Origin of the sequence: Acinetobacter yuyunsongii (genome assembly GCF_041021915.1) — a bacterium.
Taxonomy (GTDB): domain Bacteria; phylum Pseudomonadota; class Gammaproteobacteria; order Pseudomonadales; family Moraxellaceae; genus Acinetobacter.
The window spans coordinates 1,236,136-1,262,388 of record NZ_CP157435.1; the positions used below are offsets into that span (position 1 = coordinate 1,236,136).

Genomic DNA, 26,253 nt, shown 5'->3' on the forward strand with positions numbered 1-26,253 from the left:
ATGCTAGAAGATGAATATAATCAATACATTAGAAAATATCCGCAACAGTAAGATCACTTTAGGGATTTTGTTGGTTACTTTGTTGGGAGTGCATCAGTCTAGCTCTGCTGCTGTTCCTACACGCCAAATCATTAGTAATATGGCGATCGGTGAGTACACTGAAGAAGGTTCAACTGTTGTTCAAGTCAGCCGTTCGAATTTAGTTCAAACAACGATTCTTCCAGTTTATTCTGTTAATTTGACGGCAAATAATACTAAAAATGTCGTAGCGGGTCAGACTGTATATTTTAACCATACCTTGACTAACACGGGTAATGAAGTCGACCAGTATACCTTTGCAGTGACAAATAATACTGGAGATAGCTATGACTACAGTAATCTATCTGTATTTTTAGATAAAGATAATGATGGCGTGCCTGATGGCGCAGCGATTACTTCTTATTCTTTAAGTGCGGGCGAGTCAGTTGGTCTTATTGTGGCGGCAAATGTACCAAGTGGTGCAACAGTTAGTCAAAATGGATCATTAACATTAACTGTAAATTCTTTAAATAGTGCATCTGGAACAAAGACCAATGTCGATACAGCAACTGTTACGAATCAGTCTGCTTTAGTTGTTCGTAAAAAGTTTTCTCAAACAAGCGTGGCAAATGGAGACGTTGTTACCGTTCGTTTAGATTATCAAAATTTAGGTAGTACAGCGACAGGCTCTGTAACTTTAACGGATACACTCGATTCAAGTTTGGCTTATCAACTAAATGCTGGTGAGAATTGGAACGGTACAACTGTAGATCCAAGTACTGGGAGTAACGATCCAGCAGGAATCAATTACAGTGTGACATCAAATGCTGTAACTGCGGTCATTAGCTCAATACCAGCAAATGCAACTGGCTATATTGAGTTTAAAGTCAAAGCAAGTAAAACAACAGCAGGACCAATTAATAATAAGGTTAATTTCCAGTATGATCATGATAATAATACAACAACAGCAGATATATCTGATCTCAGTAACATAGCTGTACTTAATATTGCTTCAATTTATGATGTCAAAATTAATGGTAGTGCAACTGATGTAAACAATAGTGCTACGGTTATTGCTTCTGCTGCGGCTCAAGGTGGGGAGCTTAGCTTTAATAACTATGTTTGGAATAAGGGTAATAATACTGATGTATTTAATGTAACAACGACAGGTAGTACATTTCCGACAGGTAGCCAAATTGAATTTTATCGTGCAGATGGCGTAACCCCTTTATTAGATAGCAATGGAGATGGTATTCCTGATACAGGTTTATTATCCGCAGGCGTAAATTTACCAATCGTTGTTAAAGTACGTTTACCTAGTAGTTATGCTGTAACGACTGATAAGACATTCGAAGTTTCACCTCAAGCTCAGTCTTTAGGTGATATTAGCAAAACGAGTTTGATTAAAGATCAGGGTAATTTACTTGCCACAACGGTAGCACGTTTAGTTGATTTGACGAATAGTCCTGAAAACAATGGTTCGGGTAATGGGAATGTTGATAATGCTGGTAATCCGTGGAAAATCGTGATTGCCGCAACAAGTACCAATCCTGTTGCCGGTGGGCAAGCAATATTTCCATTAAAAGTGAGCCATACTGGTATTGGAACTGAATATTTACTTAGTGCGAACTCGACGAGTAATTTTACAAGCTTAACTTTGCCTAATGGCGTGAACCGTGTTCGTTTTTATGTTTCTGGAAATGGTTCAAACTGTAGTGTTATGGGTAGCGAAACAGGTAAAACCATCTATCTGAATAATGGTGAAAGTCAGTTAATCTGTGCTGTTGTTGAAGTGGATCAATTGAACAGTAGTGTAACTACACCGATCTATTTCCGCGCTCTTTCTACAAGTTTTGTAAGTGGTAATAATAGTAGTAATCCGAGCCAAGATATTATTATGGATGCGATTACTATTCAAAGTGTCAATTCTGTAGCTAAAGTAGAATTCACGCCAAATTCTCGTGGACAAGTCTCGCCATTAGGCACCGTCATTTATAGTCATCTTTTAACCAATAATACTGATGTTGATTATACAGGGAACTATAGTTTCCTTTCGAATAACGATCAGGTTGAGTTTAATAGCACTCTTTTCTATGACGTAAATGGAAATGGTGTTTTTGATGCTGGGGATTTGGTGATGAGAAGTTTAGCTGATTTGCCGGGTGGAAAATTAGCAGCACATACACAAGTCAAATTATTGCTTCAGGTTAAAAATCTTGTAGCAAATAATATTGCCCAAGCGAATACCACCACGATTAATTTAACGAATAATTCCAATGGTCAAGTTTTGGCATCAATTACTGATGTAACTACAGTGAATCAGAGACAATTGAAGTTGAGTAAGTTGCAAGCACGTGATTTTGATTGTAATGGCACAGCTGATGAGTCCTATACAACAAATAGTCTCAATATCGGTAAACAAGCAAATGGCCAAGGTCAATGTGTTTTGTATAAGGTGATTTTAACCAATACAAGTGCTACTGCTATGAGTACTGCATTTACCTTTAGAGACATGACGCCTGCCTATACAGTTTTATCTCAATCGCCTATCTGCACATCATGTAGTAGTATGACTGCTCCCTCAGTCGGTAATGCTGGTGCGGTTTCAGGAACATTAAATAGTGTAGCTGCAAACCAAAGTTATGAATTTAATTTCGGGGTGCGCTATGTGGGTCAGTAAGCAAAAAATGAAAAAGAATACCTCTAATTACAGCATGATGAGTCATCAAGTTAGTTATATATATACTTTGGTTTTGTTTATCTTAATTTGTTTGATGTGTAGTCAAGCTGTATTCGCTGCTCCACCAACGATTGAGATTTTTTCAGGCTCTGGATCTGGGCAGGGTCCAACTGCTGGCCCAGTAACGACAACGTTTAGATTAAATGCAAATAATCCAAGTGATAATAATAGTACTGCTTATACACCTGTGACTACAGCAACCTACACAATTACTGAGTCAGTCTATAATAAAGCTACTTACTCTAGTGGGTCAAATAAACCTAATTTAACTATAGGTGGGAGCGGGACTAACTCAACAGTAGAAGCTACAAATGTTATTTTACCATTAGTTTCATATGGTGCTAGTGGTGATGAGATGTTTGCTGCTTCTATACAGAATGCACCAGCTGGTTGTGTTAATGGTTCTGCTTGCCCAAGTACTAATGGCGGAATTAGAGCAGGATCTAGTTCATCTGATACTAGAGCGAATTATGGAGTAACTGTACATATAAAAACAGCAGGATTTTCAAACTCACGGGGCAGCTTGAACTTGTCAAAGACTGCTAGAATAAGGGTTGGACAGATCAAAATAGAATTTAATCGTCCTGTGAATAATCCTATTTTGCAGGCAGCAGGAATGGGGGGGGGCTAATGGAAATTTTGGTGCTTCTGCTGAATTTACATTAGTGAGTGGTAATACCCCCGTAATATTAAGTCGTTTAGCAGGTAGTAAAGAGCTATCTGTTATTGGAAATGATATTACAAATAATGCAAGTACAAAAGGAGCTAATTCTAATGCTGGAGGAGCGAGTGGTAGTATTTATATTAAAGGAAAAGGTATACAAACTTTAGTCTTTGATGTCTATATCAAAGGAGATGGTGGTAGTGATGGATGGAGTGATGATGGTGCAGATACATTCTTTTTTGGGATGTCTAGTATGGACGCTGATAGTGCAATTGCCCTTGTCAAAAGTCAACGTGTAGGCAATACAGGCACATTTGTACAGACACAATTAGATAATGTGCCTGTTAATTCATTGATGCAATATCAATTGGAAATTACCAACAATACACCATCAGGTGCAACATTGGGTGGGACAGTTGTAAATTTACCTTTTAATGACACACTCCCAGTCAGTTTAAAAAATGTTTCTATTGTCGGAACACCAACTACGACACAGGGTGTAGGAGGAACAAGTCCATCGGCTACATCCTGTACACCAAGTTTAACAGGTGATAATAATGCGGGCTGGAAAGTTTCGGGACTGTTTACAGGTGCAACAACAGCAACCTGTATAATCACGATTCAGGGTACAGCAACCGAAGTAGGTACGTTAACCAATACAGCAACAATAGAGTCAACCTCATCATATACGCCAGTGAGTAGTTCTGTTAATGCCGTAATCGTTAACCCAACAGCAATTACACCAGACCCAGTTATCAAAGAAGCTCGTTTTACAATTACTCCTGATTCACCAACGATTGTACGAGGACGAGTTGGTACACAAACCATCAATATTAAAAATGAAGGGCCAGATAGTGCTACCAATGCCATCGCAACCTATATTCCAGCACCACAAACAGGAGTAACAATCGCTTCGGTAAGCGTGGTGGGTGGGGCTGCTTGTACACCAAGTGGAAGTAACTGGAATTGTAATCTGGGGAATATGGCGAATGGGGCTATAAAACAATTATCTGTGAGTTACAGCACAACAGCGGCTTCCTCTTTAGGTACTGCTCAGCAAGCGACCGTTAAAGTGTCAAGTGATGAATTTAACCCGGGTAGTGGTGTAGGAGAGACACTCTATAAAGTATGGGGAACTAATCAACAAAAAGAATATAGACCTAATGGTGCATTTTGGGTGGGTTATGAAGGAACTGGGGGAACTGCAAAAGTCGGTGATTTTGCTGATGAAGACACACCAATCTTGAGTGCATGGCCATTGAACCAAGCCAGCCCAACAGGTGGATACTTAGTTTCTGGTAATAATGGTACGAGTGATTCAACTTATGGAGCATCAAGTACAACTGCTTCTGCAATGATTCAAAGAATTATTACCAACATGAGTTCGGATGCAAATGCAACAGTTCAACTAAATAACATTAGTGTTCCTGACATTGGGGATAACCGTAGAGCATGGGAGTTTACAACGGGCGTATACATTCCAACGTCACAAGCAGTCACTTTTTGTGTTGGAAATACAAGCGTTGGTGTGGATGATGGTGCTTATATCATGGTTGATGGTGTTGCTGTAACGCTTGTAGATGGTTATGTACCTGGAGGCGTAATATCAACAGCAACTACTCTTAGTGCTGGTTATCACCGTATTAGCTATCGTATTGTTAACCGTAACACCTATTCTGCCGGAAGTGAGCTACCTCCGGGGGGTTATGGACCAATTGGTTTGTCTTTAAGTGGGAATTGTTCGACTGCAAACTATGACACAGTCACAGGTACAGGTGTTCCTGTCAGTATTCACATTATAGATGGTGCAAAAATTAAAATTGCTAAAAACTCTGTGAATGGGACGGGTACGTTTAACTATATTAATCTTAGCAATCTTGTAAATAATACAACAGCAGTTACCACGGATTCTGTAACTACAGTGACAGCAGGAACCACAGCAACCTCTGCACAACAGCTTTGGGCGCAAACATTGAATACAGATGTTTCCTTTACAGAAAGTGCTTTAGCAGGATATGTTTTATCAGGTGTTAGCTGTGTAGATGCAAATAGCGGTGTAACAGGGAATACAGGTACTTTTTGGACGCTTGTAAATAATATTGTGACGATTCCCGGTGTTCGCATAAAAGAAGGTGCCGATATTACCTGTACGTTTACAAATACGAAGCTTATTTACGTTGATATTACTGGACGAGTATTTGTTGATAATAGCGGAACAACATTAGATGTGAGTAAAGCATATAATGGCATACAAGATGCAGGTGAAGTTGGGATTGCAAATAGTACGATTCGTTTGAGCAACTGTAGTACTACTACACAACTAGCTTCAACAGTGACAAGTGCAAATGGTGATTATGCTTTCTCAATTGAACAAAGCTTATTACCATCACCATTTTGTATTGTTCAGCAGAATTTACCAGAATATATTTCTGTCAGTGGCACATCGGGCTACACTCGTTCAACAGATACAATTGCTTTAACCAAGACAAGTGCGACAAGTTATACAGCAAATAATTTTGGTGATGTGATTATTAATGTTGTGTTGAATGAAGATGGGCAACATACAGCTATTGCAGGAGATGTCACTGACTATCCTCACCGTTTAAGCACGCAAATTCCAGTTCAACTCACTCAATTATTACAGACTCAGACTCAGCAACCAAATGCTAACGCTGATCAACCATGGCAAGCATTGGTTTATCGAGATACGAACTGTAATGGTCAGGTAGATATGGGTGAAGTTGTATTTAACCCAACTGCTGCAAGTACTGTTCTATTACAGCCAGGTGCTGATATTTGTTTAGTACAGCGAGTTCATGTGCCAACTAATGTTGTTGCGGGCGCACAACATATTGGAACTCTTCAAGCAAACTATCAATTTGCTCTGACAAATCCATCACAAACGATTCCAGGGCAAACGCTTAAACGTCAGGATGTGACACTAATTGGTAGTGCTGGTTTAACACTGACAAAAAAAGTACGTGCAGTAAGCAGTTGTCCATCTACTTCTTCCGATACAAATCCATTTGTCATCACGAATCAAGCTGCTAAGCAGAATAATTTAGAATATGAGATCACCTATAAAAATAACACTACCAAGAAATTACAGAACGTAAAAGTGAAAGATAGTTTACCAATTGGTACTAATTTTGGCAGTGTGAGTTGTGGACTGACACCAAGTGGAAATACTTGTAATACAAACCGTTCCGGTGATTATCTTGAATGGAGCTTGACTGGGTTATTAAATCCATCAGCTTCAGGTACTCTGAGATTTTGTGTGTCTCAACAGTAAATAATAGATAAAGTATGTCGAAAATATTATTTACTTGGCATACTTTGTGCTGATAGCTGGTATAGAGTTTGTTTTCAATTGTTTGAACCAGTAGATGTTTTTTTACAAAAAAAGTGATTTTTTTCAACAAAAAAACATAAAAGTATTGTATTTTAGTAATGTTAAAAATTATTTTGAATTTTGTCTATAGAATAGAATATGTTCAGAAGTTTAGGATGTTGAGTGTGGAAATAATAAACATGCATTTAAAAGATAATTGGAAAAAAGGTTTACTTGGTGCAGCTAGTTTGGTTTTGGCGGTTAGTGTTTCTGCTGAAACTAAAGTTGCAAAAGATCCTGTATCCGTAGAATTAAAAACCTATCTCATTAGTGTAAGCACAGATGGGAAGCCAGTAGCTAAGTTAGTCAATAAAGTGAAGCCGAATGATGTAATTGAGTATCGTGCAACGTATACAAATAATACATCAGGAAAAATTAAAAACTTAGCTGCGACGTTACCAATACCCGTAGAAACTTTATTTTTGGCGAAATCTGAGCCAGAAAACGCGCAAGCAAGTACAGACGGTACAAATTTTGCCCCGATGCCTTTAAAACGCAAAGAGGGTAATCAAATGGTGAATGTTCCACTGAAAGATTATCGTGCATTACGTTGGACGATCGCAGAACTTCCGGCTGGGAAATCTGTAACGGTATCAGCGCAAACGCGTATTAACAGTGACAAAACCAAAAATTAAACAAACTGACATTGAATATTCAACAGGGGTAAGTTCCGAATGTCAAATCAAACTCAACGTTTAAAACTAACGCAATTAGCAGCTTCGATTGCATTTGTTGCAGGTGGTGCAGCTTTCCTTCCTTCAGCACACGCAGCAGCTCCTAGTGCGGGCACAAACATTAGTAACATTGCATCTGCAAGCTATACAGATAGCAACGGTTCTAATAAAACTGTGACATCAAACGTAGTTACTACGACTGTATTGCAAGTAGCAAGTTTCACGTTGATCGCAGATCAAACTAAAACTGCTAATGCGAATGGTCAAGTATCTTTATCTCACACATTAACAAATACTGGTAATGGCACCGATACTTTTACCGTAGCTGTTGTCAATAATGATACACGTGATAACACAAATGATAATTTCGATTTCAGCGGTTTAAACGTTTATCTTGATTCCAACAAAGATGGTGTTCCAGATAGCCAAACTCCTATAACAAGCGTAACTTTAACAGCAGGCCAATCTGTTAACTTGATCGTGCAAGCAACAACAGCAAGCAACAACATTTTTGCTAATGATCTTGGTAAGTTAACGGTTTCAGCAATCAGTGGTTATGATACAAGTGTAACTGCTAAAAACGTAGATACTGTTACAATTACCAATGGTGCTGTAATTAGTTTATTAAAATCTGCAAGTGTTAGTAATGTGGATGCAACTTCATCAAGCCCTGCAGCACGTGAAGTTGAATATACTTTAGCTTATCAAAATACGGGTAACACGACTGCAACTAGCGTTACGATTACAGACGTACTTCCAGCTGGTTTAACTTATGTTGCTGGTTCTGCTACTCTAAATGGTACCGCTTTAAATGATGGTACTGCTGATTCTGATGGATATAACTTTACTTCAGGAACGGCGACATTAGTTATTCCTAAAGTTGTTGCAAACAGCAGTGGTGTATTGAAATTCAAAGTTCGAGTAAACCTAAATACTCCAGCTGGTATCATTACAAACACCGCTGAAGTGGATCCAGATGGTCCAGGTACAGAAGGTAAAACACCATCTAACCCGAATGATGTAACAGTGTTAGGTGTTAAAAAAGGTACAATTAACGACAGTACAACAGATGCCTTTGCTGATGGACAACCTTCTACGGCTCCAGCTGATGACGTAATTACTAAGTCAACAACTCAAGGTACTCCAGTTACCTTCGGTGTTACTGCGGGTGGTGGTGAGCCAATCGTAATCCATAACACTGGTAATGTTACTGAAGCATTCAACATTACTGTAAACAAAAACGCTTTACCAACTGGTAGCATTGTTGAATTATTCAAAGCTGATGGTGTAACGCCATTAACTGATACGAATGGTGATGGTGTTGCAGACACGGGTCCAATCGCAAGCGGCGCTACATACCAAGTTGTTACGAAGGTAACTCTACCTTCAACTTATTATACAGCAACAGCAATTAACACAATTTTAACTGCTACTCCAGTAACTAACCCAACTGCAACAGGAGACAAGATTACTTTAACGATTAGTCAAGTAACAGCATCAACAGTTGACTTACACAATGGTGATGCAACGAATAGCTCGGGTGCAGTTGTTGGCGCATCTGGTAAAGATACTGGTCAATTTATTGATACTAAATCAACTAAACCTGGTCAAGCAACTAACTTCCCATTAACTATTGATAATAAAGGTGCAACTGGAGATAACTATAATTTATCTACATCACCGACATTACCAACGGGTTGGACAGTTCAATATTACTTAGCTGACCTTGCAGGTAATCCAACAGGTGCTCCAATCACGAATACGGGTAATATACCAAGTGGCGGTACTGTTAAACTTGTTGCAGTTGTAACGCCTCCAGCAAATGCAGAAGCTGGTGATCAAGAAGTTATCTTTAAAGTGGCTTCGCCTGCTACTGGCTTAACAGATGTAATGTCTGATCGTGTAACAGTCGAAACTAATCGTATCCTTAGCTTGCAAAATGACCGTACTGGTCAAGTTGCACCAGGTGGTACGGTTGTTTACAAGCATACCTTAACCAACAACGGTAACATTGTTGAAGGTGCTGCAGCGAATACATTACCTTTCACATTAACCAACGACCAAGCTGCAAATGGTTGGGTAACAACCTTATATGTGGATTCGGATAACGATGGTATAGCTGATGCTGGTGAATTAGTCACAGGTAGTGATCTTGCAGTGAAAACTGGAAGTATCGCTCTTGGTGCATCTGTTAACTTACTCATCAAAGTTCAAGCTCCAACAAATGCAACTGCTGGAACACCAAGTTCAGTTGTATTGACGATCAAACCAACAGTTGTTGGTGGTCAGTCTGTTGCTGATCTAGTGAACACTGACTTAACGACTGTAACAAGTGGTCAAGTCCGTTTAGTGAAAGAGCAATCTTTAGCAGACTGTTCAACAGGTGCTGCTGGTACTTATACTCAAAAAGTAGTTTATGCTAAACCAGGCGAGTGTGTGAAGTATAGAATTACTGCAACGAATGAAGGTAATGCTGACGTAACTAATGTTGTGATTAGCGATGCTACACCTGCATATACAACGTTGAAAGTGATTGCAAGTGCATCTCCAGTAGCTACAAATGCGACATTAAATACTTCAACTGCTGCATTAACTGATGGTTCAACTGGAACTGTAGCTGCTGAAATGAAAGAAGTTACAACAGGCGATGGTAAAGATACATTAGCTCCTAACTCTAGTGCTTCATTAGAGTTTGTAATCAAAGTAAACAATTAATATTCATTAAGTAATTTCGATTGCTCAAAATGAATTGATTAAATATGTGGGCATTTGCGCAAAGCAGGTGTCCACAACAATAATTTTAAAGTTTTTCATTTAGACTATTTAGTTGAAGGGTAGAGCGCTGTGCTACAACAGAAGCAAACTCGTGTAAGTCGAAACATGTCTTTCATGTTGTCAACGTTGACAATATCTATATTGTCTGCGAAGTATGGTCATGCCGCGAATATTCCTGATGTAGGTAGTAAAATCAAAAACGTTGCTTACGCAACTTTTACAGTAGCAAATGGTAAAGAACAACAATCAGTTTCTAATACAGTCGAAGTTAATGTTTCAGCTTTGTACGCTATTACTTTAACTACACCGCCAGTACTCGATGTCGAACCTAGTGTGCGAGTAATATGGGCCAATACTTTATCGAATAATAGTAATGCACCTGTTAATGTTCAGCTAGAAGCATTAACAATTAATGAATTAAATAATATTAAAATCTACATAGATAGTAACAAAGACGGTCAATTTGATACGAATGATCAACAGTTAACAACTAATATAGCTTTACAGATTGGCCAAAGTGTCAATTTGTGGGTTGTTGCTACCACAAGTTCAAATTTAACAGAAGGTCAGCAATTTAATTTACCAATTAAAGCAACAGTTGTTGAAGATAAAACAGCAATTGCAATCGCTACAGATAGTGCAATTAGCTATGGTGCAAAATTAGTTGCAACTAAAGAAGTACAACAAAAAACTTTTGAGCCTTCTGCAAGTGCAAATTATGACTTAAATTACACGCTCAATATTAGCAATGAAGGTAAGAAGCCAGCTAGACCAACTGATGTCATGGTGGATGGTCAAACACAAAAAATGGTTTTGTTGGTTGATGATTTACCACCTAATACAACATTTAAATCTGCTTTAGTAAAAAATACTCAAGCAAAAATTTTATACAAGCTTGCCAATAATAGTTATAGCACTATTGCTCCAAGTGACATTACACAGATCAACCAGCTTGTTGTCGGTTTTCCACAAATTGCTGCAAATACATCTGAGCAAGTTGATCTTGTTGTTAGTATGAACCGCAATATTGCAAAAACCACAGTAAAAAATACTTATAAAGTTTCGTATGCTGTCACTGATAGTCAGAAAGATGTGTTATCAAACGTTGCATCTACTTTAGTTAGCGGCTCAGCAGATATTACAAATAATTCAAGTGATTTTAAGAATATTTTGGCAACTGGTAGTGTAAATAAGCCGCTGAATATAGAAGCTAAAAATGCAAGTTGTAATGCTGATCGTTATATTCCAGATCGTGTGAAAATTCGAATTAAATCTACAAAAACAGATGATTTAGAAGAAGTTATTGGTATTGAAACTGGACCAAATACAGGTGTATTCCACTATACATTACCAACAACTCTTTCAGATAAAGGCATTCGATATGATGCAGTTTTACAGACACTTAAACGTGATAAAGTTGATATTAGTTTAACTGACTGTTTGGATGCGCAAGGCCAATCTACAGGAACAATTACCGACATTAATACAAGTGTGTTAATCGATCCGTATGGTACAGTATTTGATGCTAAAACGGGTTTACCTGTAGCCGGTGCTACAGTTACTTTATTGGATCAAAATGGTCAACCAATTGGTGATAATGTAGCATTTGAAATTGATCCTCAAACAGGTGATAAGATTTCTATACCTGCAAAACAAGTGACTAATAGTGCTGGTGAATTTGTTTACCCACTGGTGAAAGCAGGTACATATAGTTTTATTGTAGACACAAACACTATTCCGGGTGACAAACGTTATACTTTTATTAGTGATCGCAAGGTATATTCAAGTTTCCCAGCAGATAAAGCGGTTGATTTAAAGTGGTCTTATGCAGGACAGTTCACATTAAATAATGGTGACCCTGCACTCAATATCGATATTCCAATTGACCCTGAAGTGGATAATACGAATTCATCTTTATTTGTAAAAAAAGTTGCTTCAAATAAAACTGCTGAAATTGGTGAATTCGAAGAATATACGGTGAATGTTGCAAATCGTGGAACGGCAGATTCAACGAGTGTTTCGATTACCGATACACTTCCTCGAGGCTTTATTTATGTTCAAGGCTCAATGCGTGTTGATGGTAAAAAGGTAGCAGATCCATTAGGTGGTAAGGGACCTTATTTAACACTTGGACTAGGTACACTCACTCCAAATAAAGAAGTTAAAGTACAGTATCGCGTTTATATTGGACCAAATGCTCTCAATGGTGATGGTATTAACCGTGTTCGTGCCAAAGATGCGAAAGGTGTTGAGTCTAATGAAGCATCAGCAAAAGTAGAAGTTACGCCTGGTATGATGATTTCTGACGGTTTTATTGTTGGTAAAATCTTCACCGACTGTAATCGGAATGGCGTCCAAGATGCTGGTGAAATAGGTGTTCCCGGTGTTCGTATTTATCTTGAAGATGGTAGTTATGTTATTACTGATAGCGAAGGTAAGTATGATTTTTATGGAATTAGTGCAAAAACGCATGTTTTAAAAGTCGATCGTACAACTCTACCGATTGGTTCTGAATTAGTATTAATAAATAATCGCCAAGCAGGTGATCCAAATAGCCGTTTTGTCGATTTAAAACGTGGTGAATTGCATCGTGCCGATTTTGCGATAGCTGAAGGTGTTGGTCAATGTTCAGAATCTTTAATAGAACGGGTGCTAGAGCGTAAAAAACGCATTGAACAAGATAATACAAATTTAGAGCAAATATTACGTTCTGATTTAACGATTGATCCAATTTTTTCTAAAGTTACGGATGTTCGTGGACAGCCATCGAGTGGCTGTATTTCAGCCGTTGGAGTTCAGGCGAATTGTAATCTTGATTTTTCAAAAGAACAAATTAAAGAAATCAAGCAAATACAATTTGAACCCGAAAAGTCTGGTGTTCAAGCATCTAGCGTTTTACCAAGTTCTTCAACTCTTGCTATGCCAGATGAAGAGTCTGTAGATACTGTTAATTCTGCCAAAATGATTAATCTTGAAGCAGCTTTAGAAACAGCTGTGAATAATCAACTAGAAATTTTAAATCTTAAAGATGGTCAAGTATTGCCTTATCCTCAGACCTCCATTCAAGTTAAAGGAGCAGCAGGCACTCAGCTTGAACTTTGGGTAAATGGAACGCGTGTTCCTGAAAAACGCATTGGTAAACGTGCTGTATTGCCGAACATGCAGGTTGCAGGTTTAGACTTTATTGGTGTTGATTTAAGTACGGGTCACAACACGATAGAAGTACGTCAAGTAGATATGATGGGCAATACTCGAGACATTAAACGTATTAATGTTATTGCACCTGATCAGTTAGATAAGTTACAACTTGAGCCGAGTAAAACGATTCCACAGGCAAATGGACGCGATCGTTTTAATGTTAATTTAAAAATTGTCGATCGACATGGTACGCTTGTATCAAACCGTACACCTATCACATTAGATAGTTCAATCGGTAAGATTGACTTAGTAGACTTAGATCCAAAACAGTCAGGTATTCAAGTATTCGTTGAAGGTGGAACTTTACTTGTTCCAATTCAAGCGCCAATTGAAGCTGGTGAAGGAACATTATCAGTTGAAAGTGGTATCTTCCACTCAAGCACACCTATTCGTTTCTTACCTGATTTAAGACCGATTATCGCTGTAGGTATGGTTGAAGGTTCTTTTAATTTCAAAAAGTTTGACCCTAAAGAACTGAGTGGTATTAATTCAAATGATGGTTTTGAAGAAGAATTAAATGAGATTTCAGCTTCAAAAGACGGTAAGCGCAATATAACGGGTCGTGCTGCATTATTTTTGAAAGGTAAGGTAAAAGGTGAATACCTGCTCACACTTGCATATGATTCAGATAAAGATAAAAACCAAAGATTATTCCGTGATATTCGTCCAGATGAATATTACCCAGTTTATGGTGACTCTGCTGCCAAAGGCTTTGATGCTCAATCTACTAGTAAATTGTATGTTCGTGTCGATAAAGGACGTTCATATGCAATGTATGGTGACTACGTAACACGTACTGAAAATGATGAGGGCTTATCTTTAGGTCAATACAACCGTTCATTGACAGGTGTTCGTAGTACAGTAGAAGCTGATAAATATAAAGTTACTGCGTTTGCTGCACAGACAAATACACAACAAGTTGTGAATGAACAACGTGCTATGGGTATTTCAGGTCCTTATAGTTTAGGTAATGGTGTTAATGCGCAAGACGTGCGTGAAAACAGTGAAAAAGTAGAAGTTATTACGCGTGATCGTAATAATTCGGGTTTAATTGTTGCACGTACAAGTTTGACTCGTTTTACTGATTATGAGATTGATACTTTCAGTAATAGTATTTATTTGAAAGATCCAGTTCCAAGTGTTGATGCTGACTTAAACCCAGTATATTTACGAATTACAGTTGAATCTGATCAAGGTGGTGAAGAATATACGGTTGGTGGTGTGTCTGGTTCTGTAAAAGTCACCGATAAAGTTAAAGTAGGTGGTTCTTATGTGAAGAGTAATAACCCACTAACTCAAGATCAGTTAGCAAGTGTGAATACTGTCGTTAAATTTGCCAATGATAAAGGTAAATTCATTGCTGAGTTTGCTCGTTCAGAGAATATTAATGATGACTTAAATTCATCGACCTCAGGAAATGTGAAACCAGATGCAACTGGTAAGTTATCGGGGGATGCTGCACGAGTTGAATTAAACTATTCTTATAAAGACTTGGAAATGAAAGTTTATCATAACCAAGCTGATAGAGAATTTTATAATACAGCGGCACCTATTACTGCTGGTCGTAAAGAGAGTGGTATTAAGGGACGTGTACAATTAAATAAAATCGGCTTAGCTAAGCTTGAAGCGATTCGCACAGAAGATCAGTTAAGTGGCGTAAATCAAGGTGTATCAGCAAGTATTGAACGGGCAATTAACCGTATTTTGGCTGTAGAACTTGGTTTAAAGTATTATGATGAGTCATCTAATTCAGCAACACTGAATACAACACAAGTTGCACCATATCATGGTGTCACAGTTCGCTCTAAATTAATCAGTCAACTACCTTGGCAAGGTTCGAATGTCTTTGCTGAATATGAACAAGACATTTCTGAAGCGGGTCGTCGTATTTTCGCGTTGGGTGCAAATTATCAAATTAATTCCAAACTCCGTGCTTATGGTCGTCACGAATTAGTTTCAAGCATTGGTGGTCTTTATGATCTGAATAGTAATCAACGCCGCAATGTAACAGTATTCGGTCTTGATAGTAAATATAACAATAATGGAACAGCCTTCAGTGAATATCGCGTTCGGGATGGTATTAGTGCGAGAGAGGCTGAGGCAGCAATTGGTTTACGTAATCGTTGGGAACTTGAAAAAGGTTTTTATGCCAATACGAGTTTTGAGCAAACTAAATCATTATCAAATGCCAATAACTCAAATTCTGATAGCACAGCAGCATCTTTAGGTATTGAATATTTAAAGAACCCTAACTGGAAAGCTGTTGCTCGCATTGAAGCACGCTGGACAGATCAATCAGATACGATATTGAACAATTTAGGCGTTGCTTATAAATATTCGGATGATGTGACATTATTGGCAAAAAATGTTGTTAGCCTAACAGATAGCAAAAATGATAGTAGCGGTGATCGTTTAGTGGATCGCTTCCAATTAGGATTGGCTTATCGTGATACAGAACACAATCGTTTTGATGCACTAGCTAAAGTTGAATATCGTTATGATGATAATAAAACTGATTTAAACAATCCGTATCTTAAACATGTTTATATTTTCTCGAACCATTTAAATTATCATCCAACACGTGATTTTACCTTGTCGGGTCAATATGCGGTGAAAAATGTGCAGGCTACATTCTCTGGTTTAGAGTCTACAGGTATGACACACATGTTCAGTGCAAGAGCTATATATGACATCAATGAAAGATGGGATGCAGGAATACACACAGGTGTATTATGGTCTGATATGAGTTCAGGGCGTCGAGTTCTCGTGGGTGGTGAGGTTGGGTATCTCGTTGCAGCAAATCTATGGTTGTCAGGTGGCTATAACTTCTCAGGTTATAAAGATGATGATCTGGTAGATAGTGATACTACAATTCAGGGCGCTTATGTTCGTTTTAGATTCAAATTCGATGAGAATCTATTTGCTGGTAATAACGCTGGAATAAATGCTTCGAGAGAACCATAAACATGAAATATCTTCACAATAATTTATATAAAATGTGTTCTTATTTTTATATAGGGGTTTCTGCTAGTTTGCTTGCAGTAAACACTTCTGTATTTGCTGAGTCTGCATCTGAGCAAATTATTGTTGGAGAGCAATCTAGTTCTTTGGTACAAGATGTCAATCAACAGAAGCCTTATAATCCTAAAGATAAGCAAGTTGCGGCATTACAAACACGTCTGATACCTTATTTAAAACCATCTGAAAATATTGCATATTATCAAGCGATAAAAGCCTTAACATGGTTAAGTTACGCTGCCCACGAAGGAAGTGAAAAGAGTCTAAGTTCTGCGAGAACTGAAGCACTTCAACAAGCAAAATATATTATTGATGCTTTAGAACAAGGACAAATTGAAAAGTTTACGCTGACAACGGCTATTCTTTCTGATTCAAGTGTCATGCGCAGAGACCTTTGGGCAAATGCTGAATTATTAAAGCAAACTGAAGGTTTTTCATGTGCTCAGGCTGAGATTGCTCAAGCAGAAGTGATGTTGGTTTGGGCAGCAGCAGAACATTGTGAACTTGGATGGAGACACTCAAGAGAACTGTTTCTATCCGCTCAAAGTTTAATTGATCAATCAAATCTCAAAGCATCGGCGTGCAAGTCTGCAACAACATTAGAATTACCTAAAATTAATTATCCATCTTTACAAGAATTGAATGGTGATGCTAAAGGTTGTCATGGAGTGAAAGGGAAGTGGCCAATTTGGTCGCCTGAACAGAAAGTTGTTACTGAACCACTGGTAGCTAAAGTTCCATCAAATGCGCCAAATGTCGTTCACTTTGCTTTAGATCAATCAAACTTGTCAAAAGAATCGATTGATGTGTTAAATCAAGTTGTAACGTTCTTAAAAGACAATCCAACCTACACCTTGACTCTGTATGGTTTTACTGATGCTCGTGCAAGCGAACAGTATAATTTGAAACTTTCCATGAGACGAGCGCAGAGTGTGCTTGCATATCTTCAACAACAAGGGATTCATTTAGATCGAGTTGCTGTTGAGGCAAAAGGTAAAAATCAAACAATTAACGATGAAAATCAGAAGTTTGGTCATGCATTAAGTCGTAGAGTCGAGTTAGTCTATGTTGATCCAGAAGGTAAAGAGGTATCAACTTTCAAGCAACGTCAGGATCTCCAAGTAGAAAAATAACACTCTGTTGAAAACAGTGAAAGTACGTTAAAAAGAGAGCTTTAAAGCTCTTTTTTAACGTTCAGCTTTAGCTAATTCTGCATCAATATAGCTAATAATCATCGTACTTAAGCCTTTGACCATTTCATCGAAACTAATTTGTGGATTAGGCAAAATGAGATGTCGTGCTACATTAAAAATACTACTATTGATACTGATATAGGCCGTAACACTCAAATTGCTCACTTTCAAATATTTAGGGTGGTGCATCATGTATTTCATCAGAACTTCCATCAATGCCATTTCAATTTGCCCAATATAGCGTTCATATTTAAGTTCAGTTGCATATCGTAGACAGATGAGATAACGATCATTATCACGGGTAAGTAAGTCACGGAAAGTATAGAAAATCATTTCAAATAATGGTTCTAACTCCATTTCGACTATAATAGGTGTTAGTTCTTTAACCATGTCTAGAACTTCTTTGACAAATGATTTTGCCATTGCATCGTAGATTTCTTCTTTATTTTTAAAATATTCGTATAAAGAGCCGACGCTGACGCCTGCAATATCTGCGATGTGACGTGTTGTGGTTCCACTCGTACCATTTGTTGCAACAGCGATAAAGCCTGCTTCAATAATCGTATCTACTGTTACTTTTGATCGAGTTTGACGTGGTTTACGGGTAGCCATAAATATTGTTATATAAATCCGAACATAATGTCAGATTAGCATGCTCCACATGGAAGTAAAAGATCAGCCTACATAATCCGAACAAACAAAATTACATACTTTTGAATATCAAGTTATGCAGTGTAATAAAAATAATAATTTCTTTTATATCAATGAAACATATAGATGACTTAAATTATTTTAAATAAAATAAATAATTGATATATATTGTATTATTTCAAATTTAGTCAATTTGATATTTTAATTTTAAATAAATATGTCTAACTTTTTGTGTTGATCATTACCTTATTAAATTGATTGTTTTACCCGAATTGAATCCGAACGTAAGATCGGTTTACATTGTTTCTAGTAGGAAATTAGGTTCACAAAAATCTCCCGAATGTTTTTTCGTAACTCAAAGAATATGTAGCTATACGAAAAGAGATGAACCTGATTCAAAGAATGTAAAGGGCAAGTGACGCTCAAGTGAAGTAGGTAGGTGTAGCCATGATTAGCAACACATTAAAGAAAGGTTTAAGTTTATTTAAATCTAACCCGATAACTGAGCAAATTGATTTTGCAAGTAAAAAAAGTATTCCAATCCGCCATCTGGCAATTGGGTTTGAAGGCAAACAGGTTGATCTTTCGTTTTATATGAATAATCAGTTTGCGACACTTTCAGTATTCCTGACTTATGGTGAAGATTTAGTGATAGAAACTGCACGTCACCATCGTGATTTACTCAAAGATCCTATTTTAAGGCAGCGTGTGACGTCATTGATTGGTCAGGAGGCGATTCACTCAAAACTTCATAATGAGTTTAATGATGCAATTGTTGAGCTTGGCTATCCAGTGAGACTTTATCGTTTCTTGGGCGAGCAATTTTTTGATCATATCTTCTTAAAATTTCCACAACCATTAAAACTTTCTTTAATGGCAGGGATTGAGCATTTTACGGCTGTATTAGCTGAATACATGATGGCACATGAGCAAAATTTCTATTTTTCTGACGACGCTAAAACACGTGCGCTTTGGATGTGGCATATGTTAGAGGAGTCTGAGCATAAAGATGTCGCTTATGATGTGTATCAAACATTAAATGGTAATTATGCTTTGCGTATTGCAGGTTTCTTTTTGGCATACGGGACAATTTTAGGTCTGATTCCATTCTCAACGCTGTTTGTTCCTGTACTGCGTAAACCATATGAAATGTCGACTCCTAAATTCTGGAAAGATGCGGCACGTGGCGTGAAACTGGTATTCAGTCCAAAAGATGGTGTGTTTGGTAGTACACAGGGACGAATCTTTGATTATTTACGTCCAGATTTCCATCCAAATGATCATGATGCGTCTGCTTATTTTGCATATTACGAAAAGAAATTATTATCAGAAGGTGGAGCACTACATCCATTTTTTGTGAAGGAATTTACGCCAAAAGTGCAAGCTGCTTAAAACAGTTTTGAGATGGAAATAAATTTGTATTGATCAATACATTGGTTAATTATGGAATTACGATGAGACTATTTGGTAAGAAAAAAAATAAACCAAGCCAACAAGCCTTTGCTGTGGTGACAGGTGCAGGCAGTGGCATTGGGCGTAGCTTTGCCCTTGAACTGGCAAAACGTGGCGGCACAGTGGTGTGTTCAGACATCAATCTGGATGCAGCAAAAGAAACGGTGGCTTTGATTGAAGCACAAGGGGAAAAGGCCTTTGCGGTGCAATGTGATGTTGCGAAAGAAGAGCAGGTTAATCAATTGGCTGAGCAAGCTGAACAATTGATGCGGAGCCCTGTTACTTTAGTGATTAATAATGCAGGTATTGGTCTTGGTGGTAAGTTTGATGAAATGTCATCAGAAGACTGGAAATGGTGTATGGATATCAACCTATGGGGGGTGATCTATGGTTGTCGTGCTTTTGTACCGAAATTCAAACAATTAGGTCATGGTGCAATCATTAATGTTGCTTCAGCAGCATCCTTTACCGCAGCACCAGAGATGACTGTTTATAACGTTTCCAAAGCGGGTGTACGAGCATTATCTGAAACGCTGTCAGCAGAACTTAAAAAGTCGAACATTAAGGTTAATGTACTTTGTCCAACGTTGGTCCCGACCAATATCATCAAAAATGGCAAAGTACCACATAAGGGTCTTTTAGATTATGCCTTGACCAATCTTGCGTTTACGACCAGTGATAAAGTCGCAAAGTTGACATTGGATCGTTTAGACAAAGGTGAGCTTTATACCATCCCACAAATTGATGCCAAATTATTCTGGTTGATGAAACGTACTGCACCAAATTTATATGCAAAATTTTTGGGCACATCGTACCGATTAATGAATTAAATCCTATCGGGTAAAAGATTTTGATGACTGAAATAAGATTAAAGATACGCTTATTTCAGAGCAATAAATAAAAGGAAATTTTAATGACAGCTCAAGCAAAAAAATTAAATTCTGCTGACAAAAAAGCATTACCTCCACACATTTACGATACATTTATCGTAGGTGCAGGTATTTCAGGTATTGCAACTGCAATCCGTCTGGATCAAGTGGGTTATACAAACTATAAGATTATTGAAAAAGCGACGCGTGTCGGCGGTACATGGCGTGAAAATACCTATCCAGGTTGTGGTTGTGATGTTCCATCAGCATTATATTCATACTCATTTGCGCCAAGCGCTAAATGGAGTCATTTATTTGCTCGTCAGCCTGAGATCTTAAGTTATTTAGAAGAAGTTAGCGAAAAATTCAATGTAAGTTCGAAAATTGAATTCGGTACAGAGTTGTTGGGCGCTAAATGGGACAATGAACGTAATTTATGGGTGATGGACACCAATAAAGGGCAATTCTTGTCGCGTACTGCGATTTTTGCCACAGGTCCAATTACTGAGGCACAAATTCCAAAACTGGATGGTCTGGAAACCTTTAAGGGTGAAATGTTCCATTCAGCAAAATGGAATCATGACTATGATCTAACGGGTAAACGTATTGCGGTGATTGGAACTGGCGCATCAGCCATTCAGTTTGTGCCACAAATCCAGCCAAAAGCTAAAGAACTCTATGTATTCCAACGTACTGCGCCGTGGGTGATACCAAAGCCTGATACTGACTTGGGTGATATCAGCAAAAAATTAATTGAAAAATTTCCATTGATTCAAAAAACTTGGCGTCAAGCGGTTGCTCAATCATTGAATGCAATCAACTTTGGTTTGCGTAATCCAGCGGTATTAAAGCCTGTTGGTGAGTTAGCGAAACTGATTCTACGTTTCCAGATTGAGGATCCTGAATTACGCAAAAATGTAACGCCAAACTTTACCATTGGTTGTAAGCGTTTATTGTTCGCTAACAACTATTATCCAGCCCTACAACAACCAAATACTAAACTCATTCCACATGGATTGGTCAAGGTTGAAGGCAATACTGTGGTGTCTGCCAATGGCGAACGTCATGAAGTGGATGTGATCATTTGGGGGACAGGCTTTGAAGTTTCACATCCACCTATTGGTAAGCGTGTTTCAAACGAGAAAGGTGAATGCCTGAATGATTTATGGAAAAGTAGTTCTCCAGAAGCATATTTAGGTACAAGTATTGAAAATGTACCAAACGCATTCTTGGTATTAGGTCCAAACATACTGGTCTATGACTCATTCATTGGTTTGGCAGAAGCGCAACTGGATTATATTGTTGATGGTTTATTGAAAATCAGAGACCAAGGCATTGCCAAGTTGAACATCAAGCCTGAAGTGATCAAGCATCATAATGAGCTGGTGCAAAAACATCTTAAAACCACAGTATTTAATGCGGGTGGCTGTAAGAGTTATTATTTAGATGCAAATGGCCGTAACTTTGCTGCATGGCCGTGGTCGTTGAAGAAGTTGAAGCAACGTTTAAAACGTATGGACTTGAATGATTACCAAGTGACATACCAGACTGAAAAAACCAACTAATTTTTAAATAAATCGTGAAAGGGCAGTAAATTTTATCTTAGGATGGAATTTGCTGCTTATTTTTTGCCAAATATAAAGAACTTGGGAAAAAGATATGAAAGAAGGACAATCCAGCCGAACGGCTGAGGCTGCGGCGGCATTAAGAGCAAATCACTTTCAGAATGCTGAAAATCCAGTATTTTCTGATCCGTTTGCATTTGAGTTGACTAGTCAGGGCTGGAAAAAATTACTAACGACACCACTGACCGTTAAAGTAATGAACTCATCCACGTTTAACCGAAGCTTGGGGTTGTTGACAGGGCAGGTGGTTGGGCGTTCACGTTATGCCGAAGATGCTTTGCAGCAAGCAATTCAACACGATATCCAACAATATGTCTTGGTTGGGGCTGGGTTGGATTCGTTTATTTTACGCCAAGCTCAACACTATCCTGATCTCAAAATTTTTGAAGTGGACCATCCTGATACTCAGGCAGCAAAACAAAAAAAGCTGAAAGAGTTTGGAGAAATCCCGACCAATGTTGAATTTGTGCCAATTGATTTTTAAAAAGAGTCTATTGCCAATGCTTTAGCTCGAAGTGGCTTTCAACAAAATCAACCTGCATTTTTCTCATGGTTAGGTACAACCCATTATCTTGAACCGCAAACGACACTCCATACTTTAAAAATTATTAGCAGTATTGCTGCTGCAAAAAGTGAAGTGGTGATGGATTATTCAATTGATTATCGTGAATTATCTGGAGTAGAACGTTTTGGAAGTATGTTCGTTTCTCAATTCACACGTTTCTTAAAAGAGCCGTTAATAGGACAATTTAGACCTAAAGCTTTACATCAAGCTGTAAATCAAATGGGCTATCAAGTGGCTGAAGATCTGTCGGGATATGGTTTAAGCGAACGATATTTTAAAAATCGGGCAGATCATATTCGTCATACCATAGCGACACATATGTTGCATTTACGTTTAAAGGTATAAGTTGGCATCACAAACTGCTTTATCATCTTTGCTAGAGCAGAGTTAGGTTATTGAAACACCACCAATTTATTTAGTTGTCGAATTGTTGGTTGACAAAACGGCCATCGAATAGACCGTCAATTGGTGTTTGACACATTTAATTATGCGCTTGCACCTCTATATCCAACGAATATCATGGTCCATTCAGACCAAGGCAGTCAATACTGCAGTCGTGATTTTAGAGTACTATTATTAACGAATAACTGTCTTGAAAGTATGTCACGCAGCCTTGCGCAGTATACTGCTCATGCTGGGATAACGCAGTAACAGAAAGTTTTTTTCATACATCAAAAGGACATGTGGTACATGACAGTGTATTTTCTACAAAAAAAGAGGCAAACTCTGTCTTGTTTGAATATATTGAAGTTTACTACAATCGCGTCAGAAGGCATTCCGCAAACGGCTGGTTAATCCCAGAAGCCTTTGAACAGAAACATTTTAAGAGTTTTGAGGGGACCGACTGTCCATAATACTGTGTAGGATCAAACAAAGCCCATTTCTATTTAGGCTCTTGTCTCTGAGCAGAATTCATTTCATGTCTGACGATACTTATATTTTCGTATATTACTTTACGTAATCTATTTATCGCACCTAATGGTTTATGTTCAGGTAGAGAATGCCAAGGCGTAAATGAAAGGTTTTCACAAAATTTATTCTGATCAGGCGTACTAAAAACCTGTTGAGGAATATGAATGGTTGCAACTTTATAAAAAGGAGCCTTGTCTTCTTTCCATTCATTCATCGAAGTTTCTACAAGCATTTTATTTGATGTTCTTGGTTGTATAAGAAATTCCATACATACATCTTTCTTATTTAAGGTATTTTGTAGAGCTGCCCTCAAAAAGTTAGGATCTGATTGATTAAGCATAGTATCCGTACTTAGGGAGAAAGGTCTTACTGAATACTTTACTGCTTGACGATCAGCACCTAATCCTAATTGATAGGGAACCATTGACCAATAGCGAGCTTGAACTGGATTCGATATTTTTGAATTGCTTGCTCCCAATGCGTTGAGTGTTCCTTTAAAACCTAATGCGAAAGGGATATGCAATTTTTTTAAAGTACTTTTGCTATTTGTATCTTCTATAAAAGATAAATAACGTAAAGGTTCATCTACGAAAAATACAGGGTGGTTGATCATGATAAAATCTTGAGTCAGCGCTTGTTCATCATTTTCCAAGATTTTTTTACCTTGGACACCTAACAATTTTATTGCCATACCACGCGCGTCCTTTGTACCATCTGCTCTTGTGGCATCACCAGAAGCATTAGAAAAACGAATCCATGCTGAATAGGTCTTATCAGGAACAAAAATTCCTTGGGCTAAGTTTTTGGGTATAGATTTTGATACATGAAACTCTGCACGTACGCAGCCATGCGCTTTTGGGTGCGCATCTCTCAATGCATTGCCAGAGGAGTATTGACTTCGAATTGATTGAACAATTTGCTCTGTAATTTGATTCGCTATTATTTCTTCATCAGGCTGTAATTTTTCGCCGAGTTCTCTATCAATGGTTGGATAGGGAAGTTGATGCATATTCGTTATGGTTTTTTTTTGCTGAAGGTTGTTAGAACAACCGCTTATGTTTATCAAAATAGGAGTCATGGCAAATAACAACAAACTGAAACGTATCGATGGCATATAACTTGACATTTACTTGCTCCTTATCCCATCGCAGCTATTGTTGAGTGCGATGGATCGATACACTGTGTGGTAAAAGATGTTGTTATCGGAATTATTGCTATTTTGTATTTTATTACATCAAAACTTGAGTAAGAATACAAGCTGTTCTTAGTTATTGATTTTATATTTAACTTTTATCGAAATGTGGGTGTTTATAGATGATGTTTATGTCTGACTTTTAAAATATGCGCATAAAATCTTCGTTCATAACTGCATAATCAAGTTGTTTTGCTACGGTTTGATGTGCTTGCCAAAAAGGGTTGTCGGTCCACCTTTGTTCTTGCTTGTATAGGAGGTAACGACGATTTTCATAAGTATTGATAATTTTATTAGGGTGTATTGACACTTTTAGCTTAAAAAAATAGCGAAGTAGTAAAATCAAATCTCCAAACCCAATTTTACTATTCGCTATGCCTCGTACCATGCTGACAGATCAACACTGGCAAAAGTTGAAAGTTATTCTGCGTAATTTATCCATTCACCACAACTCAAATTTACACAATTTTATTGAAGCTATTCTCTATAGAATTAGAAAAGGCTGTCCGTGGTGAGATATTCCTTCTTGTTTTGGTCATTCAAACTCTATTTTCAAACGTTTTAATCGTTGCTCAAGCAGCGGTAAGATACTTAGATTATTCAAATTACTAGCCTCATGCCTCGATATGGAGTGGATTTTTATTGATGGCTCTCATGTACGTGCTCATCAACATTCTGCCGGCATAGCGAATCAATCTATTTCTAAAAGTGTAGGAGGTAACTCCTCAAAAATACATTTGATTGTTGATGCACATGGCAATCCTATTGATTTCATGATTACCGATGGAACCACACATGATGTTAAAGTTACACCTGATTTAATATCAATATTAGATTTAAAAGAGACAAAAGTGGTATGCGCAGATAAAGGGTATGATTCAGAACCACTTAGTTGAAAATATGTTTTGCTGATTAAAGTAATTTAGAGGAATAGCTACTCGATATGACAAGCTCAAAAGAAATTATCAAAGTTCTGCTATTAATCTCCTTTGGCTAAGTGTTTTTTTACAAGCTGCATAAAAGCTATTGATCGTTTATGATAAATAGATCAAGCAAAGATATTTGAATAGTATGGGTAAAGATTTTAAGTCAGAAACTTATAAGGTAGATGAAAGTACGACTGATACCATTCTATGGTTGATGCAGCATCAGGATATTTTTGATTCTTTCCATTTTGATGTACATACTCAAGAGTTGTCAGTCACACATGCAGCAGGTGTGGATATTATTCGGGTAGGAATGTTTTTAAATGCCAAATACGGCATTTTAGTGACATCAATTTAATATGATCGAAAAAAAGCCTTGTCAAATAACAA

The 26,253-nt window shown here is 37.7% G+C and carries 11 protein-coding genes and 4 pseudogenes; 13 read left to right on the forward strand and 2 right to left on the reverse strand.

The features are described from left to right. Positions 1-10 precede the first annotated feature (10 nt). The 6 genes and pseudogenes from ABLB98_RS05930 to ABLB98_RS05955 all read left to right on the forward strand — a co-directional run bounded on the left by ABLB98_RS05930 (position 11) and on the right by ABLB98_RS05955 (position 17,611). On the forward strand, positions 11-2,698 hold the full coding sequence (locus tag ABLB98_RS05930; RefSeq protein WP_348883471.1) for a hypothetical protein: 2,688 nt from the start codon (positions 11-13) through the stop codon (positions 2,696-2,698). Further along, positions 2,685-6,714: pseudogene (locus ABLB98_RS05935) on the forward strand (SdrD B-like domain-containing protein). Before ABLB98_RS05930 ends, ABLB98_RS05935 begins: the two are co-directional and overlap by 14 nt. A 239-nt stretch (positions 6,715-6,953) precedes the next feature. Next, on the forward strand, positions 6,954-7,448 hold the full coding sequence (locus tag ABLB98_RS05940; protein ID WP_087536132.1) for a hypothetical protein: 495 nt from the start codon (positions 6,954-6,956) through the stop codon (positions 7,446-7,448). Positions 7,449-7,487: 39 nt separating this feature from the next. Further along, the gene (locus ABLB98_RS05945) at positions 7,488-10,202 is read left to right on the forward strand and encodes a hypothetical protein (protein ID WP_348883470.1); all 2,715 of its coding nucleotides are present in this window, start codon (positions 7,488-7,490) and stop codon (positions 10,200-10,202) included. Positions 10,203-10,331: 129 nt separating this feature from the next. Then, entirely contained in the window at positions 10,332-16,424 is a 6,093-nt protein-coding gene (locus ABLB98_RS05950; RefSeq protein WP_348883469.1) for an SdrD B-like domain-containing protein, read from the forward strand. A 2-nt stretch (positions 16,425-16,426) separates the two neighbouring features. Continuing rightward, entirely contained in the window at positions 16,427-17,611 is a 1,185-nt protein-coding gene (locus ABLB98_RS05955; protein ID WP_348883468.1) for an OmpA family protein, read from the forward strand. Positions 17,612-17,665: 54 nt separating this feature from the next. Here ABLB98_RS05955 and ABLB98_RS05960 read toward each other — a convergent pair whose 3' ends face one another. Then, positions 17,666-18,283, reverse strand: a complete 618-nt coding sequence (locus ABLB98_RS05960) for a TetR/AcrR family transcriptional regulator (RefSeq protein WP_348883467.1) — start codon at positions 18,281-18,283, stop codon at positions 17,666-17,668. 486 nt (positions 18,284-18,769) lie between these two features. Here ABLB98_RS05960 and ABLB98_RS05965 point away from each other — a divergent pair, with 486 nt between their 5' ends. The 5 genes and pseudogenes from ABLB98_RS05965 to ABLB98_RS05985 form a co-directional block, all read left to right on the forward strand. Further along, on the forward strand, positions 18,770-19,714 hold the full coding sequence (locus ABLB98_RS05965) for a metal-dependent hydrolase (protein WP_348883465.1): 945 nt from the start codon (positions 18,770-18,772) through the stop codon (positions 19,712-19,714). 62 nt (positions 19,715-19,776) lie between these two features. Continuing rightward, the gene (locus ABLB98_RS05970) at positions 19,777-20,604 is read left to right on the forward strand and encodes an SDR family NAD(P)-dependent oxidoreductase (protein ID WP_348883464.1); all 828 of its coding nucleotides are present in this window, start codon (positions 19,777-19,779) and stop codon (positions 20,602-20,604) included. A gap of 83 nt (positions 20,605-20,687) precedes the next feature. Continuing rightward, complete coding sequence (locus tag ABLB98_RS05975; RefSeq protein ID WP_348883463.1) at positions 20,688-22,208, forward strand: NAD(P)/FAD-dependent oxidoreductase; 1,521 nt, start codon at positions 20,688-20,690, stop codon at positions 22,206-22,208. Positions 22,209-22,302: 94 nt separating this feature from the next. Continuing rightward, positions 22,303-23,178 (forward strand): annotated as a pseudogene (locus tag ABLB98_RS05980) (class I SAM-dependent methyltransferase). Positions 23,179-23,241: 63 nt separating this feature from the next. Then, a pseudogene (locus ABLB98_RS05985) lies at positions 23,242-23,697 on the forward strand (IS3 family transposase); the annotation flags it as partial. 19 nt (positions 23,698-23,716) lie between these two features. On the opposite strand, the gene ABLB98_RS05990 reads toward ABLB98_RS05985, so the two are convergent. Continuing rightward, entirely contained in the window at positions 23,717-24,871 is a 1,155-nt protein-coding gene (locus ABLB98_RS05990; RefSeq protein ID WP_348883462.1) for a catalase family protein, read from the reverse strand. Positions 24,872-25,311: 440 nt separating this feature from the next. On the opposite strand from ABLB98_RS05990, the pseudogene ABLB98_RS05995 reads away from it, so the two are divergent. Beyond that, positions 25,312-25,957, forward strand: a pseudogene (locus ABLB98_RS05995) (IS5 family transposase). Positions 25,958-26,008: 51 nt separating this feature from the next. Continuing rightward, positions 26,009-26,221 (forward strand): hypothetical protein, encoded by a 213-nt coding sequence (locus ABLB98_RS06000; RefSeq protein ID WP_087547519.1) that lies wholly within the window; start codon positions 26,009-26,011, stop codon positions 26,219-26,221. The last annotated feature ends 32 nt before the right edge of the window (positions 26,222-26,253 follow it).